This is a genomic window from Yersinia massiliensis (assembly GCF_003048255.1).
Taxonomy (GTDB): Bacteria; Pseudomonadota; Gammaproteobacteria; order Enterobacterales; family Enterobacteriaceae; genus Yersinia; species Yersinia massiliensis_A.
In genome coordinates this window covers 3,783,036-3,797,596 of the sequence record NZ_CP028487.1, presented here as the reverse complement: position 1 = coordinate 3,797,596, position 14,561 = coordinate 3,783,036, and the positions used below count along the sequence as shown (strand labels likewise).

Here is a 14,561-nt window from a genome sequence, read left to right as displayed (position 1 = left end):
TTGAAAATATCCTCATTGCGTTAAGTCCCGTTCTTTATAAGGTAAAAATCGTTAAAAAGTATGAGCTGAATCACATAGGTAACTCAATGCTGATATTTTGTGATGATAGTCACTTTAAATAAAAACAATTCATGACCGTTTGAAATAAATTATGTTTCAAACACACAATGAGAATGACCGATTTATCTATTTCCATCACAAACGGTCAACAATGCTAAATAACAATTATTTAACCCGTAAACTGGGTGTTGACCGTTTAAATATATTGTTTTTTCAAACGGACATTTTATAAAAATAAATCATCATGAGTTTTTATTGGAATGCTGAATAGTCATGACATGGCTCACATTTTTATGTGATTTAGTTTTCACCTGAATTAAATAGGCGAAAGATAACGCCCATACTCACCATCATTAATGATCCTGAGCTCATATCCATTATTGAATTTATTTTATATTTCGGTATCTGCATCCAAAGAGAGGAACAAATGAAGAGAGAAGCACTGGCGCGCGATATTATTAATACTTGTCTGGAAATGACCCGCTTGGGTCTGAATCAGGGAACCGCCGGCAATGTTAGCGTGCGTTATCAAGATGGGTTTCTCATTACGCCATCCGGAATCGCCTACGACAAACTCACCGAGTCACACATCGTTTATATCGATGCGGACGGTCATCATGAGGAGGGTAAGGTCCCTTCCAGCGAGTGGCGTTTTCATCAGGTGGTCTATCAGACTCGGCCTGATGCTAATGCAGTGGTCCACAACCATTCCGTACATTGCACTGCCGTGTCGATTCTTAACCGCCCCATCCCCGCGATTCATTACATGATTGCCGCCGCGGGAGGCAACGATATTCCCTGTGCGCCTTATGCCACATTTGGCACCAAAGCGCTGTCGGAACATGTTGCCGTGGCAATGAAACACCGCAAGGCGACGTTACTGCAACACCACGGGCTGATTGCCTGCGAGGAGAATTTGGCGAAAGCATTGTGGCTGGCCCATGAGGTTGAAGTGCTGGCAACACTGCTATTGGCCATCCTGCCGATTGTCGATGAGGTGCCGGTGCTATCCAAAGAAGAGATCAGCGTGGTGTTGGAGAAATTTAAAACCTACGGCTTGCGCGTCGAAGCGTAAATTTGGGGCTAAAACGTGTGAGCCACAGATTAGCTTAGGGTTAAAAATACCGAGGAATCAATCATGAACAGAATGATTTTAAATGAAATGTCGTGGTTTGGTCGGGGATCATTAGCAGCACTGACCGATGAAGTTGAGCGGCGCGGCTATCAAAAAGCGTTAGTGGTGACGGACAAAATGCTGCTCGAATGTGGCGTTGCAAATCGCCTGCTCGACAGATTGACACAAGCGGGCTTGGATTTCGCCGTGTTTGATGCCGTGAAGCCCAATCCTACCATCAGCATTGTGCAACAAGGTGTCGCGGCCTTTCGCCACAGTGGCGCTGATTATCTGATAGCGTTGGGTGGCGGCTCACCGCAAGATACCTGCAAAGCGATTGGTATCATCATTAACAACCCTGAATTTGCCGATGTACGCAGTTTGGAAGGCGTCGCTGATACCCGTCAACCTTGCGTGCCGATTCTGGCGATTCCGACTACCGCAGGCACTGCGGCAGAAGTCACCATTAACTATGTGATTACTGATGAAGAGCGGCGGCGTAAGTTTGTTTGCGTCGATCCTCACGCCATTCCCGCCGTCGCGTTTATCGATGCCGACATGATGGACAGTATGCCACCCGCTCTTAAAGCCGCGACGGGTGTCGATGCGTTGACCCACGCCATTGAAGGTTATCTGACGAAAGGCGCATGGGAGCTGACGGATGCGCTGCATCTTAAAGCCATCGAAGTGATCAGTCGTTCATTGCGCGCCTCGGTAAAAGGGGAGGCTGCTGCGACAGAAGATATGGCGCTTGGGCAATATATCGCGGGTATGGGGTTTTCCAATGTGGGATTGGGGCTGGTGCATGGTATGGCGCATCCGCTGGGGGCGTTTTATAACATGCCTCATGGCGTCGCCAATGCCATTTTATTGCCTTATATCATGCGCTATAACGCGGCCTTTACCGGTGAACGCTTCCGCTATATTGCCATGGCAATGGGCGTCGAGAATGCATTGAGCTCACCATTGGAACACGTCCGAGAAAACACCATTGAGGCGGTCATCGCCTTAAATCGTGACATCGGCATTCCGTCCTCGTTGAGTGCGGTGGGGATGGTGGCGGAGGATATTCCGGCACTGGCAGAAGCTGCATTTGCTGATGTCTGTACGGGAGGTAACCCGCGTGATGCAACGGTAGATGAGATTAAGGCGCTATATCATCAAGCTTGTTGACTAGAACGGTTATTCATCACAAATCCAGCATAAAGCAGTGAGATAAGGACAATCCTCATTGCTTTATTGATACCAAACAACACCCGCCCCACCCAAAAGGGTTAGGTTCGAATGAGCGGGCGGTATTATTCATAAATCCTAAATATAACAACTGCTGTCGTGGCACTCTGCCGAAGATGCTCCCCCTCCCGCTGAATTACTCATTTTTTTGAATTAATCGGTGTTTATCTCTTACGGAGAAAGCCCCTTTTCTGGAATGCAACCAAGTGGGAATCATTATGAATGAGACCAACGAATCCCGGCTGTTAACGGCAGAAGTCACTCGCCGAAAACTGGTCCAAACAACTCTGGTCGGCGGCCTTGCCGTGGCAACGGGGGCGTTTTCGCTCCCCTTTAGCCGCACCGCGCAGGCTGTTCAATCCGCCATTAATCCAAGCAATGCCAACGATAACAAAGTGATCTGGAGTGCTTGTACCGTCAACTGTGGTAGCCGTTGTCCGCTGCGCATGCATGTGGTTGATGGCGAAATAAAATACGTCGAAACCGATAATACCGGCGATGACGATTTTGATGGACTGCATCAGGTGCGCGCCTGCTTGCGTGGGCGTTCTATGCGCCGCCGAGTCTATAACCCCGACCGATTGAAATACCCGATGAAACGCATTGGCGCACGTGGCGAAGGCAAGTTCAAACGAATTTCGTGGGAAGAGGCTTATGACACGCTGGCTGCCAGCATGCAGCACATCATCAAAGAGTATGGTAACGAGGCTATCTATCTGAACTATGGCACGGGGACCTTGGGCGGCACCATGACCCGTTCTTGGCCACCGGGTTCAACGTTAATTGCGCGTTTGATGAACTGTTGCGGTGGTTATCTGAATCACTATGGTGATTACAGTACCGCGCAGATTGCCGCCGGTCTGAATTACACCTATGGCGGCTGGGCAGACGGTAATAGCCCGTCCGATATTGAAAACAGCAAGCTGGTGGTGTTGTTCGGTAACAACCCCGGCGAGACACGTATGAGTGGTGGTGGAGTCACTTATTATCTTGAACAGGCGCGGGAAAAATCCAACGCCAAGATGATTGTGATTGATCCCCGTTATACCGACACCGCCGCAGGCCGTGAAGATGAGTGGATCCCCTTGCGGCCCGGTACCGATGCTGCGCTTGCCTCGGCTCTCGCCCATGTGTTGATCAGTGAAAACTTGGTGGATCAACCCTTCCTCGACACTTACTGCGTGGGTTATGACGAGAAAACGTTACCGGAAGGTGCGCCGGCCAATAGTCATTACAAAGCTTATATTCTGGGGCAAGGTGCCGATAAAACGGCCAAGACCCCGCAGTGGGCAGCCAGTATTACCGGTATTCCAGCGGCAAAAATCATTCAGTTGGCGCGGGAAATCGGTTCGGTCAAACCGGCTTATATCGCGCAGGGATGGGGGCCACAGCGCCACTCTAACGGTGAAAATACCAGCCGTGCCATTGCGATGTTGGCTATTTTAACCGGTAACGTAGGGATTAATGGCGGCAACTCCGGTGCCCGTGAAGGCTCTTATGGTTTGCCGTTTGTCCGCATGCCCACATTAGAAAACCCCATCAAAACCAGCATTTCCATGTTCTTGTGGACGGATGCTATCGAGCGTGGCCCAGAAATGACGGCGCTACGCGATGGGGTACAGGGGAAAGATAAACTGGATGTACCCATTAAGTTTATCTGGAACTACGCCAGTAACTGCCTGATTAATCAGCATGCTGAAATCAATCGTACCCATGACATTCTGCAAGACGATAAGAAATGCGAAATGATTGTGGTTATTGATAATCATATGACGTCCTCGGCCAAATACGCCGATATCATTTTGCCCGATTGTACCGCCTCAGAGCAGATGGATTTTTGCCTTGATGCCTCCAGCGGCAATATGGCGTATGTCATTTTTGCCGATCAGGTGATCGCGCCGCGCTTTGAATGTAAAAACATTTATGAAATGACCTCTGAGCTGGCGAAACGCATGGGGGTTGAGCAGCAGTTCACCGAAGGGCGCACGCAAGAAGGCTGGTTGCGTCATCTCTATCAGCAGTCGCAGCAAGCCATTCCTGAGTTACCCTCTTTTGAAGCATTCCGCGAACAAGGTATTTTCAAAAAACGCGATCCGGCAGGGCACCATGTGGCCTATCAAGCCTTCCGCGCCGATCCTATCGCCAATCCGTTAACAACCCCGTCGGGTAAGATCGAGATTTATTCTGCTGCGTTGGCGCAAATTGCCGCGACTTGGGAATTGCCACCAGACGACGTTATCGATCCACTGCCGGTGTATGCCGCCGGTTTTGAGAGCTTTGACGATCCCCTTAATCAGCAATATCCATTACAGCTCACCGGCTTCCATTACAAAGCCAGAACCCATTCTACTTACGGCAACGTTGACGTACTAAAAGCGTCCTGCCGCCAAGAGATGTGGATTAACCCGATAGATGCGAGAGAGCGTGACATCAAAAATGGCGATATCGTGCGCATCTTCAATGGGCGCGGTGAAGTGCAGATTAACGCCAAAGTGACGCCACGCATGATGCCGGGGGTTGTCGCGCTGGGTGAGGGGGCGTGGTACAGCCCCGATGAGAAACGCATTGATCGGGCGGGCAGCATTAACGTCCTGACCACGCAACGTCCTTCTCCGTTGGCGAAAGGGAACCCATCCCACACCAACCTCGTTCAAGTTACCAAGGCATAAGGAGCTAACTGATGACGCAATATGGTTTTTACATCGACTCCAGCCGTTGTACAGGGTGCAAAACTTGCGAGCTGGCGTGCAAGGATTTCAAAAACTTATCTACCGATGTCAGTTTCCGGCGTATCTACGAATATGCCGGCGGTGACTGGCAACAGGATAACGGCACATGGCATCAGAATGTGTTCGCTTACTACCTATCAATTGCTTGCAATCACTGTAGTGATCCGGCCTGCACCAAAGTCTGCCCCAGTGGTGCCATGCATAAACGGGACGATGGGTTTGTGGTGGTGAGTGAAGATATTTGCATTGGGTGCCGATACTGTCATATGGCCTGTCCATATGGTGCACCGCAGTATGACGAAACAAAAGGGCATATGACCAAGTGTGACGGCTGCTACGAGCGTGTCGCCGCCGGTAAGAAGCCTATTTGTGTCGATTCATGCCCACTGCGAGCGCTGGATATGGCCCCGATTGATGAGCTGCGAGAAAAATATGGCGAGTTGGCTGAAATTGCACCACTGCCTGCCGCCCATTTCACGCTGCCAAATATCGTCGTGAAACCGAATGCCAATAGCCGCCCGGTGCGTGATACCACCGGTCATTTAGCCAATCCGGAGGAGGTATAACATGGGTATGGGATGGCATGAGTGGCCACTGATGGTCTTTACCGTTTTGGGGCAGTGCGTAGTGGGGGGCTTTATTGTTCTCGGCTTGGCATTGATATTGGGCGATTTGAATCGTGGGCAGCAGCAGCGATTACATCGCAGTATGTTCGTATTGTGGGTGCTGATGGCGCTGGCCTTTATTGCCTCGACGCTGCATTTAGGCTCCCCGATGCGCGCGTTCAACTCACTGAATCAAGTGGGGGAATCTGCACTCAGTAATGAGATCGCTGCGGGTTCAGCCTTTTTCGCCGTGGCGGGGATTTACTGGTTGTTGGCGGTATTCGATAAAATGCCCGTCGTGCTCGGCAAGATATGGTTGGTGATTGCGATGATCTTGGGCGTGGTATTTGTGTATGCCATGTGTCGCGTCTATTCCATAGATACGGTGCCAACCTGGGACAATCTCTATACGCCGCTGGGCTTCGCATTAACTACGCTGATTATTGGGCCGATGTTGGGGTATCTATTGCTGCAATGGTCGGGGGTTAATGGCTACATGATGCAGCAACTGCCGCTGATCAGTGTATTGGCGGTGATTATCAGTGTCGCCAGTGTCATCATGCAGGCAGCAAGTTTGCCGATGATTTACAGCTCAGTCCAGCAGGCTACGGATCTGATCCCCTTGTACGGTACGCTAATGGTTTGGCGATTGGTGTTGTTGGTCTTGGGGCTAGGGTGCTGGATTTGTCCGCTGATCAGAGGGCGCGCGCCAATGACTCTCGGTATGGTCTTTGCCGTGCTGTTGATGATGGCCGGTGAGCTGATTGGTCGTGGTGTGTTTTATGGGCTACATATGACGGTTGGTATGGCGGTGGGTGGGTAAGTACTCACTGGGGGGATATTTTCCATTCTGGGTTGCGTGCTGCGCGCCCAGAATGGTTTTGCTGGTGATGGGCTGAACAGGGCATGTTTATCAATCATTTCATTCAAGGTGGTCATGAGTCATGGGAACGGATTTCAATTATCAACAGATTGCGCTGACAGGGCGGGTACTGGGTGCGCTGTTCTATTGTGAACCCGATAGCCCAGCATGCAGCGAGATTGTGGCGCAGTTACAAGCGGGCACATGGGTGAGCGAGTGGCCCTATGGCCTCGAGACCGAACTGATGCCTATTGCGGCGCGTTTAGCGCAAGTCTCGCCAGAAGAGACATTAGAAGCAGCATGGCAGCGTCTGTTTATCGGCCCCTATGCGCTGCCCGCGCCACCTTGGGGTTCGGTCTATCTGGATAAAGAGAATGTGCTGTTTGGTGATTCCACGGTAAAACTGCGCGATTGGATGGCGCAGCAGCAAGTGGAGGTCACTTTGGCGCAGCAAGAACCAGAGGATCATATCGGCTTATTGTTGATGATGGCCGCTTGGCTAGCCGAGCATCAGCCCGCAGATTTGCCCGTTTTACTGGCTGATCACTTGCTCCCTTGGGGGTATCGTTATTTGGCTTTATTGCAAGCGGATGCCAACCACCCGTTTTATCAAGGGTTGGCAGCGTTGACGACGTTGACGCTGACGCATTGGCAGCATCAGTTGCAGGTCACGCCAACGGTGGTTGAGTTATATCGTTGAATATTTATTTGCTGAGCTATTCGATCACGAGTGTGACTTTTTTACCAATATTTCCAGCCATGCTTATCAATGAATCAAGGGTGAATTTCTCAGTTTTTTGATTAACGACATCGGAAACTCTAGGGCGCGAAACATGTAAGAGTGTTGCTGCGTCCACTTGTCGTATTCCTTCTGATTTGATCCAACTGGCAATGGACGCCATCAGGGCTATTTTCATTGCTAAAGCCTGTTCAATTTCGGCATTTGATTCAGCCAATAACTGAGTCGCCTCTACATCAGAGAAACCTAAGTCAGTAAAAATGTTGTCTTCAGCCGTCGTAATATGACGTGATGCTGTATCAATTTTATCTGTCATTTTTTGTTCTCCGCTCATGAATAACTTCTTTGTAACGTGTTTTAATAATGTTGACATCTTTCTGGCTGGTATTTTGTGATTTTTTTTGAAAACTGTGCAAAACGTAAATTTTCTCTTCAAATTTAGCAATATACACTACGCGATAAGCTTTTGAATTATCGTCCAAACGTATCTCAATAACACCGGATCCCCAATTATTAATGGGTTTGAAGTCGTTAGGTTCTAGGCCATATTGGATATTTCGTAATTGCCTCCCCGCAACGGCACGTGCACTTTCCGGAAAAACCTTTAAATCTTCAAGTGCGCTGCCACGCCAATCTATTACTTTTCTACTCATTCATCACTCCTTGATGTTTGTATAAAATTTTATACATTAATGAGTGCCAATCAATTCATTTTTTCTCTGGTTATCGGCCCACAAAGCAAATTTTCGCCAACCTATCCCCACCCATAGTTGACCAATTTGTGACCGGCTTCTACTTTCCTTGCTCTCAGATTGGACAAGCAGAGCGGGGTTTGTATTATTAGATTGAATATAAATTTAATAGTGAATATATATTCAATGCGGAGAAAAATAATGAAAAATACCCTACTGAAATCCTGTCTTACCGCAGCATTGATCTCAATGGCGGGTGTTGCTGGTGCCGCCAGCAACGGTCTGATCGCCATCATCACCCCCTCACACGATAATCCTTTCTTTAAAGCTGAAGCGGAAGGTGCCAAAGCCAAAGCGACAGAGCTGGGATACACCGTACTGGTGGCTTCTCATGATGACGATGTGAACAAACAGAACCAATTGTTGGAAACGGCTATCGCGCGCAAAGCGAAGGCCATCATTCTCGATAACGCGGGATCTGATGCCACCATCGGGCCATTGAAAAAAGCCAAAGCAGCAGGGATCCCGACTTTCCTGATTGATCGCGAGATCAATGAAACAGGGATTGCGGTTTCACAGATCGTGTCCAACAACTATCAAGGCGCGCAATTGGGCGCAGAGAAGTTTGTCACCTTGATGGGCGGCAAAGGCAAATATGTTGAATTGCTGGGCCGTGAATCTGACACCAACGCCCATGTTCGCTCGCAGGGTTATCACGATGTGATTGACGAACATAGCGACATGAAAATGGTCGCCCAACAGACGGCAAACTGGAGCCAAACGGAAGCCTTCAACCGTATGGAGTCCATTTTGCAGGCTAACCCAGATATTACTGGGGTCATTTCCGGTAACGACACCATGGCATTAGGCGCTGAAGCCGCATTAAAAGCTGCGGGCCGTAATGATGTCATCGTGGTCGGTTTTGACGGCAGCGATTATGTCCGTGACTCCATCATCAACAAGGGCAACATCAAAGCGACTGTGCTTCAACCAGGTTGGGCACAAGCCCAGATGGCGGTGGTTCAGGCGGATAAATACCTGAAAACCGGTTCAACGGGTCAGGAAGAAAAACAACTGATGGATTGCGTATTGATTGATGAAAACAATGCCAAAAACCTGAATGTCTTTGCGCTGAAAGAGTAACCCTCTGAGTGGGTTAACTAAACGCGCGATGTAAAGGCTATGAGGGGCGTCACAGCCCCTCCTGACAGGAGGCAGTATGTGGTTCAGTACCCTATCGAAAGCAGGCGGTTTGTTGGTGATTAGCGCCGTGCTGGTGGCTTGTACTGTGGTGGATTTGGATGAAAACGGCAAACCGATCTTGCCGGTTGATCCCAATGCCGTCGTCAGTGACTACAACCAGCCCTCAGACAAAGTCGCCTCCACTATTTGGGTCAGCAAAGTCATGCCGTTCGCCAACAGCAATGCGCTCAGTTGGCAACAAGTGAAGCAACAAAGCCAGCCAGCAACAGGGAAAAATAGCCAAAGTCATTTTGTTCGCTTTAGCGGAAAAGTGGTGGCGGTAGACACAGAAGGGCGGGAAGGAACGATTAAAATCGCGGTGGAAGGCGATGAACAAGCGCTGCAATTGGGGCCAATCGTCAAAGGCAATGCTATCCGTGATGCGTCCACCTTTATCCGCTTCGAAGATTTTAAAAATCAAGTGCAATACGCGCAGCTTTCTAAGGCGCTCAGTAAACGTGCTTTGCAGGATGTGCCAAAACCAGATGGCAGTTGGGTGGGGCAACAAGTTGAGGTCTTGGCGGCGGTCACAGTAACCCCTACCGGCCTGAGCAATGCGGTGCCGCTCAGTTTGAATAAGGAGAACCCCTAATGGACCACAGACCTGACATCGTCATGCGTGCTGAGGACATTTCGATGCGTTTTCCCGGCACATTGGCACTCGATTCCGTGAGTTACAATGTTTATCGCGGCAAAGTGAATGTCATCATCGGTGAGAATGGTGCCGGCAAATCGACGCTAATGAAGATCCTCGCAGGGGTGCAGCAACAGACCTCTGGGCAAATCTACCTGAACGGGCAATTAGTGACGATTGCCAATACCCGCGAGGCGGCAGCGCTGGGTATCGGCATGGTGCATCAGGAATTAAATTTATCGGAAAACCTGAACGTCGCGGAAAACATCTTTCTAGGACGCGAGATCCAACAAGGGCTAAAACCGATTAATCAGGCTGCGCAGGAGTTGATCGCCGAACAATTGATGGTGCGTTTGGATCAGGCCATTTCCCCGAAAGAGATGGTGTCCAACCTGAAAGTAGGCCAGCAACAATTGATTGAAATTGCCAAGGCGCTGGCTGAGCAAGCGGACATTTTGATTCTGGATGAACCGACCTCTGCGTTGAGCAAAACCGAAGTCGACATTCTGTTTCGGGTGATCCGTGAACTGACTCGGCAAGGGGTTTCCATCGTCTACATTTCGCATCGACTGGAAGAGTTAATGGCGATCGGCGACTACATCACCATCTTACGTGATGGTCGTTTTCAGGCTGAAGCAGCCGTCAAAGACATCGATGTACCGTGGATTGTGCGCGAAATGTTGGGGAGCGATCCGGTATCGAGTTTCCTTCATCCCGACCGGACTTTTGGCGCACCCATGATGGAAGTGGATAACGTCACATTGATCAATGAGTCCGGTAACACGGTGGTGAATCAAGTTTCACTGCAAGTGCGGGCGGGGGAGATTGTCGGTATTTACGGTCTGATGGGGGCGGGGCGCACTGAATTATTTGAATGCTTGCTCGGTACTCAGCAGAACTATCTCGGCACGATCCGGCTCAATGGGACGGCGATTAATGGCAAAACCTCCACCGCAGAGCGTATTCGCTTGGGCATGAGTTTGGTGCCAGAAGACCGCAAAAAAACTGGGATTTTCCCTGTTTCTTCGGTGGCAAATAACCTCACCATTTCCAGCTTGTGGCGTCGGTTAAAGAACCGTTTCGCGATCTGGCAGGAAAGTGAATCGCAAGTGGTGGCGACGGTGATCGGTGACCTCTCCATCAAAGTCTCTTCGCCGGAGGTGGAGATTCAGGCACTCAGTGGCGGCAATCAACAGAAAGTAGTGATTGGCCGTTCGTTACTCACCAGCCCCAATATCTTGCTGCTGGATGAGCCGACGCGAGGGATTGATGTCGGTGCGAAAGCAGATGTGTTTGAAATGATGGTGAAACTCTCTGAGCAGGGGATTGGCATTCTCTTTTCTACCTCAGATCTGAAAGAAATCATGGCGGTATCTGACCGCATTTTGGTGATGTCGAACGGCAAATTGACGGCAAATGTCTCTCGTCAGTTAGCGAATGAATCGGCATTGGTTACGGCAAGCGCACAAGGGTTTGAATGATGAAAGCAACAACTGGCACTGCGTTGGCGAGTCACCAGCCCGGTGGAGCGTCGTGGTCACGGGAAAATATGCTGCTGCTTCTGCTCAAGATGCGCACCTTTATTGCCCTGTTCCTGATTCTTGGTTTCTTCTCGGTGATGGTGCCGGGCTTCTTGGCAACCGGTAGTTTGATCATCATGGTGAAGCATATTGCGATCAATGCTTTCCTCGCGTTGGGCATCACCTTTGTCATTATCACTGCCGGCATCGATCTGTCTATCGGTGCGACCTTGGGACTATGCGGCATGATTGCCGGCTGGATGATCACCCAAGGCATTGTATTACCGATGTTTGGCATTGCTATCTTCCCCAGTGTTTGGGTCGTGGTACCGGTGGTTTTGGTTATCGGCGCGCTGATTGGCGCGGTCAATGGCTGGATCATCACGCGCTATAACGTTGCCCCGTTTATCTGCACCCTCGGCACCATGTACGTGGTACGCGGCGCAGCGATGCTGATTTCCGGTGGCGAAACCTTCCCCGGTTTACAAGGGAATCCACAGCTGGGAAATACGGGGTTTGACTGGCTGGGTTCCGGCACGTTGTTGGGGTTGCCCATTGCCATCTGGATCATGTTCGTGTTGGCACTGGTGATTGCTTATGTGGCACGTCGCCTACCTTTTGGCCGCCACGTATATGCCATTGGTGATAACGAACGCGCCGCAGAGCTTTCTGGCGTCAAAGTTCGGCAGGTCAAAGTCTGGGTTTACACCATCTCTGGTTTTTGTGCTGCTATCGCCGGGATCATCGTTTCTGCGCAACTGGTGGCGAGCCATCCCGCCAATGGCAGTGGCTTTGAAATGAACGCCATCGCCGCCGTTGTTCTCGGTGGGACCTCACTCGCAGGGGGCCGTGGCACTATTCTCGGCACGCTGATTGGCGCATTTGTTATCGGTATCTTGGCTGACGGACTGGTCATGATGGGCGTCAGTGAATTCTGGCAAATGGTCATCAAAGGTATCGTCATCATTGTGGCGGTCATCATCGACCAAATGCAAAACCGCATGCAGCACAAAGCGGCGATCGTCTCGCAAAAATCAACCGCAGTGCCACCCGTAGGTAAGGGAGAGCAGCTAAAAAGTGAATAGGCGGGTCACACATCGGCAGCCATAACGAAAAAGCACAGCAGCAGAAAGTGTACGAACAGCCAGAAATGAACAAATAGCAGCAATGAACAAATAGTAGAACGCATAACGGGCAGACGGGTGATGCCGTGACCTGTAAGGCCACAGAGCACTGAAGATGTCATGCCGGAGGGCGTTTCCGGACAGGCTTGATGAAAGCTATTTTTTAGTGCCATCAGGAATAAATATTCGGTAATGAGTAAAAATTCATTGTCGGATGAAAATTAAAGAGAGGTAATGTCATGAATCCGTATTCACTGTCAGTCGATGAGCTGGTGAGAAAGGCGCGCGCTATCCGTCGCCGGATCGTCCTGCTTAATGCGAACAGCCCCGCAGGGGGGCATACCGGTGCTGATCTTTCGCAGGTAGAGATTCTGACCGCACTCTATTTTCGCCTCCTCAATTGTGCACCTGATCGTCTTGCTGATCCTGAGCGCGATATCTATGTGCAATCTAAAGGCCACGCGGTGGGCGGCTATTACTGCTGTCTGGCTGAAGCAGGCTATTTCCCTGAAGAGTGGCTGGCGACTTATCAGCACGCCAACTCTCATCTGCCGGGTCATCCGGTAAAACACAAAACGCCGGGCATTGAGCTTAATACCGGTGCGCTGGGTCATGGTTTGCCGGTTGCGGTGGGCATTGCGCTGGCGGCCAAGCGCGCCAACAGCAAACGCCGGGTCTTTGTCCTGACCGGTGACGGCGAACTGGCCGAAGGGAGCAACTGGGAGGCCGCGTTAGTCGCTGCTCACTACCAGTTAGATAACCTGATAATCATTAACGATAAAAACAAACTCCAGCTTGCGGGCACCACAAAATCAATCATGAACACCGATCCACTGGCAGATAAGTGGCAAGCATTTGGCCTACAAGTCACTGAATGTCAGGGCAATGACATGCAATCAGTGGTGGACACGCTGGAAGGGCTACAACAAAACGGTAAACCCAATGTGGTGATTGCTAACACCGAAAAAGGTGCAGGCATCTCCTTTATTCAAGGGCGTGTGGAGTGGCACCACCGGGTGCCAAAAGGTGCTGAAATTGATCTGGCACTGGAGGAATTAAATGATGAGTAATGCAGAACATTTGGCTTCAGTGATGGTGGAGCAGTTTATTAAAGCGGTGGATAACGGTGTCGATCTGGTGCCGGTGGTGGCTGACTCTACCTCGACAGCCAAAATCGGGCCGTTTATCACTCGCTTCCCTGACCGGTTAGTGAACGTGGGTATTGCCGAGCAGGCGATGGTGGGAACGGCAGTGGGGTTATCGATGGGCGGCAAAGTGGCCGTGACCTGTAACGCTGCACCCTTCTTGATTTCACGCGCCAATGAACAGCTGAAAATTGATGTTTGCTACAACAACAGCAACGTAAAACTGTTTGGCCTTAACTCAGGGGCCAGTTATGGGCCGTTGGCCAGTACTCATCACTGTATCGATGACATTTCTATCTTGCGCGGCTTTGGCAATATCGAAATCTATGCACCTTCTGATCCGCAAGAATGTCGCCAGATCATTGATTACGCCATTGCGCATCAGGGGCCGGTTTATATCCGTCTGGACGGTAAAGCACTGCCATCGCTGCATGATGAACACTACCAATTCACACCCGGTCAAATTGATGTTTTACAGCAAGGGCAGGATATTGCTCTGGTAGCGATGGGTTCAACAGTGCATGAGGCTGTCAGTGCAGCAGCCGTGCTGGCAGACAACAACGTTTCTGCTGCGGTGGTCAATGTTTCTTCGATCAGGCCGTGTGATACTCAACAGCTGTTAAGCATCCTCCAAAACAGCCAGCGGGTGATAACCATCGAAGAGCACAATATCAATGGCGGTGTGGGGAGTCTGGTGGCTGAAGTATTGGCCGAAGCGGGCTGTGGCATTCCGCTGGTCAGACTCGGTATTCCTGATGGCAGTTATGCGATAGCGGCCGATAGAGCCGATATGCGCGCCTATCATGGTTTTGATACGGCAGGCATTGTCGCGCATGCTCTGCGGTTTTGCCGAGGAGAGTAA

14 protein-coding genes are annotated in these 14,561 nt (G+C 50.4%); 12 read left to right on the top strand and 2 right to left on the bottom strand.

Translation table 11 applies throughout. The annotated features are described in order from the left end of the window. Positions 1-487: 487 nt before the first annotated feature. The 6 genes from DA391_RS17710 to dmsD all read left to right on the top strand — a co-directional run bounded on the left by DA391_RS17710 (position 488) and on the right by dmsD (position 7,303). Complete coding sequence (locus DA391_RS17710; RefSeq protein WP_050285918.1) at positions 488-1,135, top strand: L-fuculose-phosphate aldolase; 648 nt, start codon at positions 488-490, stop codon at positions 1,133-1,135. A gap of 63 nt (positions 1,136-1,198) precedes the next feature. Then, complete coding sequence (gene fucO, locus DA391_RS17705) at positions 1,199-2,347, top strand: lactaldehyde reductase (protein WP_108088031.1); 1,149 nt, start codon at positions 1,199-1,201, stop codon at positions 2,345-2,347. Between the two features lie 278 nt (positions 2,348-2,625). Further along, entirely contained in the window at positions 2,626-5,076 is a 2,451-nt protein-coding gene (gene dmsA / locus DA391_RS17700) for a dimethylsulfoxide reductase subunit A (RefSeq protein WP_050872590.1), read from the top strand. Between the two features lie 8 nt (positions 5,077-5,084). Further along, positions 5,085-5,702 (top strand): DMSO/selenate family reductase complex B subunit, encoded by a 618-nt coding sequence (locus tag DA391_RS17695; RefSeq protein WP_042806608.1) that lies wholly within the window; start codon positions 5,085-5,087, stop codon positions 5,700-5,702. Between the two features lies 1 nt (position 5,703). Beyond that, positions 5,704-6,564, top strand: coding sequence for a dimethyl sulfoxide reductase anchor subunit family protein (locus DA391_RS17690; RefSeq protein ID WP_050285920.1), 861 nt, complete (start codon positions 5,704-5,706; stop codon positions 6,562-6,564). A gap of 121 nt (positions 6,565-6,685) precedes the next feature. Next, a complete protein-coding gene (gene dmsD, locus DA391_RS17685; RefSeq protein ID WP_050080397.1) occupies positions 6,686-7,303 on the top strand; it encodes a Tat proofreading chaperone DmsD in 618 nt (205 codons plus the stop codon). A gap of 16 nt (positions 7,304-7,319) precedes the next feature. Here dmsD and DA391_RS17680 read toward each other — a convergent pair whose 3' ends face one another. Then, a complete protein-coding gene (locus tag DA391_RS17680; RefSeq protein WP_108088030.1) occupies positions 7,320-7,658 on the bottom strand; it encodes a helix-turn-helix domain-containing protein in 339 nt (112 codons plus the stop codon). Then, entirely contained in the window at positions 7,648-7,995 is a 348-nt protein-coding gene (locus tag DA391_RS17675; protein ID WP_098904229.1) for a type II toxin-antitoxin system RelE/ParE family toxin, read from the bottom strand. The genes DA391_RS17680 and DA391_RS17675 overlap by 11 nt, the downstream gene beginning before the upstream one ends. A 240-nt stretch (positions 7,996-8,235) precedes the next feature. Here DA391_RS17675 and DA391_RS17670 point away from each other — a divergent pair, with 240 nt between their 5' ends. The 6 genes from DA391_RS17670 to DA391_RS17645 all read left to right on the top strand — a co-directional run bounded on the left by DA391_RS17670 (position 8,236) and on the right by DA391_RS17645 (position 14,561). Beyond that, a complete protein-coding gene (locus DA391_RS17670; protein ID WP_019210898.1) occupies positions 8,236-9,177 on the top strand; it encodes a D-ribose ABC transporter substrate-binding protein in 942 nt (313 codons plus the stop codon). Positions 9,178-9,253: 76 nt separating this feature from the next. Continuing rightward, positions 9,254-9,868: a DUF2291 family protein gene (locus tag DA391_RS17665; protein WP_050080398.1), complete on the top strand. Its 615-nt coding sequence runs from the start codon at positions 9,254-9,256 to the stop codon at positions 9,866-9,868. Continuing rightward, complete coding sequence (locus DA391_RS17660; RefSeq protein ID WP_049604686.1) at positions 9,868-11,391, top strand: sugar ABC transporter ATP-binding protein; 1,524 nt, start codon at positions 9,868-9,870, stop codon at positions 11,389-11,391. Before DA391_RS17665 ends, DA391_RS17660 begins: the two co-directional genes overlap by 1 nt. Beyond that, positions 11,391-12,515, top strand: coding sequence for an ABC transporter permease (locus DA391_RS17655; protein WP_050080399.1), 1,125 nt, complete (start codon positions 11,391-11,393; stop codon positions 12,513-12,515). Before DA391_RS17660 ends, DA391_RS17655 begins: the two co-directional genes overlap by 1 nt. A gap of 278 nt (positions 12,516-12,793) precedes the next feature. Then, on the top strand, positions 12,794-13,624 hold the full coding sequence (locus DA391_RS17650) for a transketolase (protein WP_019210894.1): 831 nt from the start codon (positions 12,794-12,796) through the stop codon (positions 13,622-13,624). Beyond that, positions 13,617-14,561: a transketolase family protein gene (locus DA391_RS17645; RefSeq protein WP_050872622.1), complete on the top strand. Its 945-nt coding sequence runs from the start codon at positions 13,617-13,619 to the stop codon at positions 14,559-14,561. The genes DA391_RS17650 and DA391_RS17645 overlap by 8 nt, the downstream gene beginning before the upstream one ends.

What these genes read in the sequence shown, in the direction of transcription:
- DA391_RS17710 (WP_050285918.1), top strand. Translation starts at nt 488, where the DNA reads ATGAAGAGAGAAGCACTGGCGCGCGATATTATTAATACTTGTCTGGAA.
- fucO (WP_108088031.1), top strand. Translation starts at nt 1,199, where the DNA reads ATGAACAGAATGATTTTAAATGAAATGTCGTGGTTTGGTCGGGGATCA.
- dmsA (WP_050872590.1), top strand. Translation starts at nt 2,626, where the DNA reads ATGAATGAGACCAACGAATCCCGGCTGTTAACGGCAGAAGTCACTCGC.
- DA391_RS17690 (WP_050285920.1), top strand. Translation starts at nt 5,704, where the DNA reads ATGGGTATGGGATGGCATGAGTGGCCACTGATGGTCTTTACCGTTTTG.
- dmsD (WP_050080397.1), top strand. Translation starts at nt 6,686, where the DNA reads ATGGGAACGGATTTCAATTATCAACAGATTGCGCTGACAGGGCGGGTA.
- DA391_RS17680 (WP_108088030.1), bottom strand. Translation starts at nt 7,658, where the DNA reads ATGACAGATAAAATTGATACAGCATCACGTCATATTACGACGGCTGAA.
- DA391_RS17675 (WP_098904229.1), bottom strand. Translation starts at nt 7,995, where the DNA reads ATGAGTAGAAAAGTAATAGATTGGCGTGGCAGCGCACTTGAAGATTTA.
- DA391_RS17670 (WP_019210898.1), top strand. Translation starts at nt 8,236, where the DNA reads ATGAAAAATACCCTACTGAAATCCTGTCTTACCGCAGCATTGATCTCA.
- DA391_RS17665 (WP_050080398.1), top strand. Translation starts at nt 9,254, where the DNA reads ATGTGGTTCAGTACCCTATCGAAAGCAGGCGGTTTGTTGGTGATTAGC.
- DA391_RS17660 (WP_049604686.1), top strand. Translation starts at nt 9,868, where the DNA reads ATGGACCACAGACCTGACATCGTCATGCGTGCTGAGGACATTTCGATG.
- DA391_RS17655 (WP_050080399.1), top strand. Translation starts at nt 11,391, where the DNA reads ATGAAAGCAACAACTGGCACTGCGTTGGCGAGTCACCAGCCCGGTGGA.
- DA391_RS17650 (WP_019210894.1), top strand. Translation starts at nt 12,794, where the DNA reads ATGAATCCGTATTCACTGTCAGTCGATGAGCTGGTGAGAAAGGCGCGC.
- DA391_RS17645 (WP_050872622.1), top strand. Translation starts at nt 13,617, where the DNA reads ATGAGTAATGCAGAACATTTGGCTTCAGTGATGGTGGAGCAGTTTATT.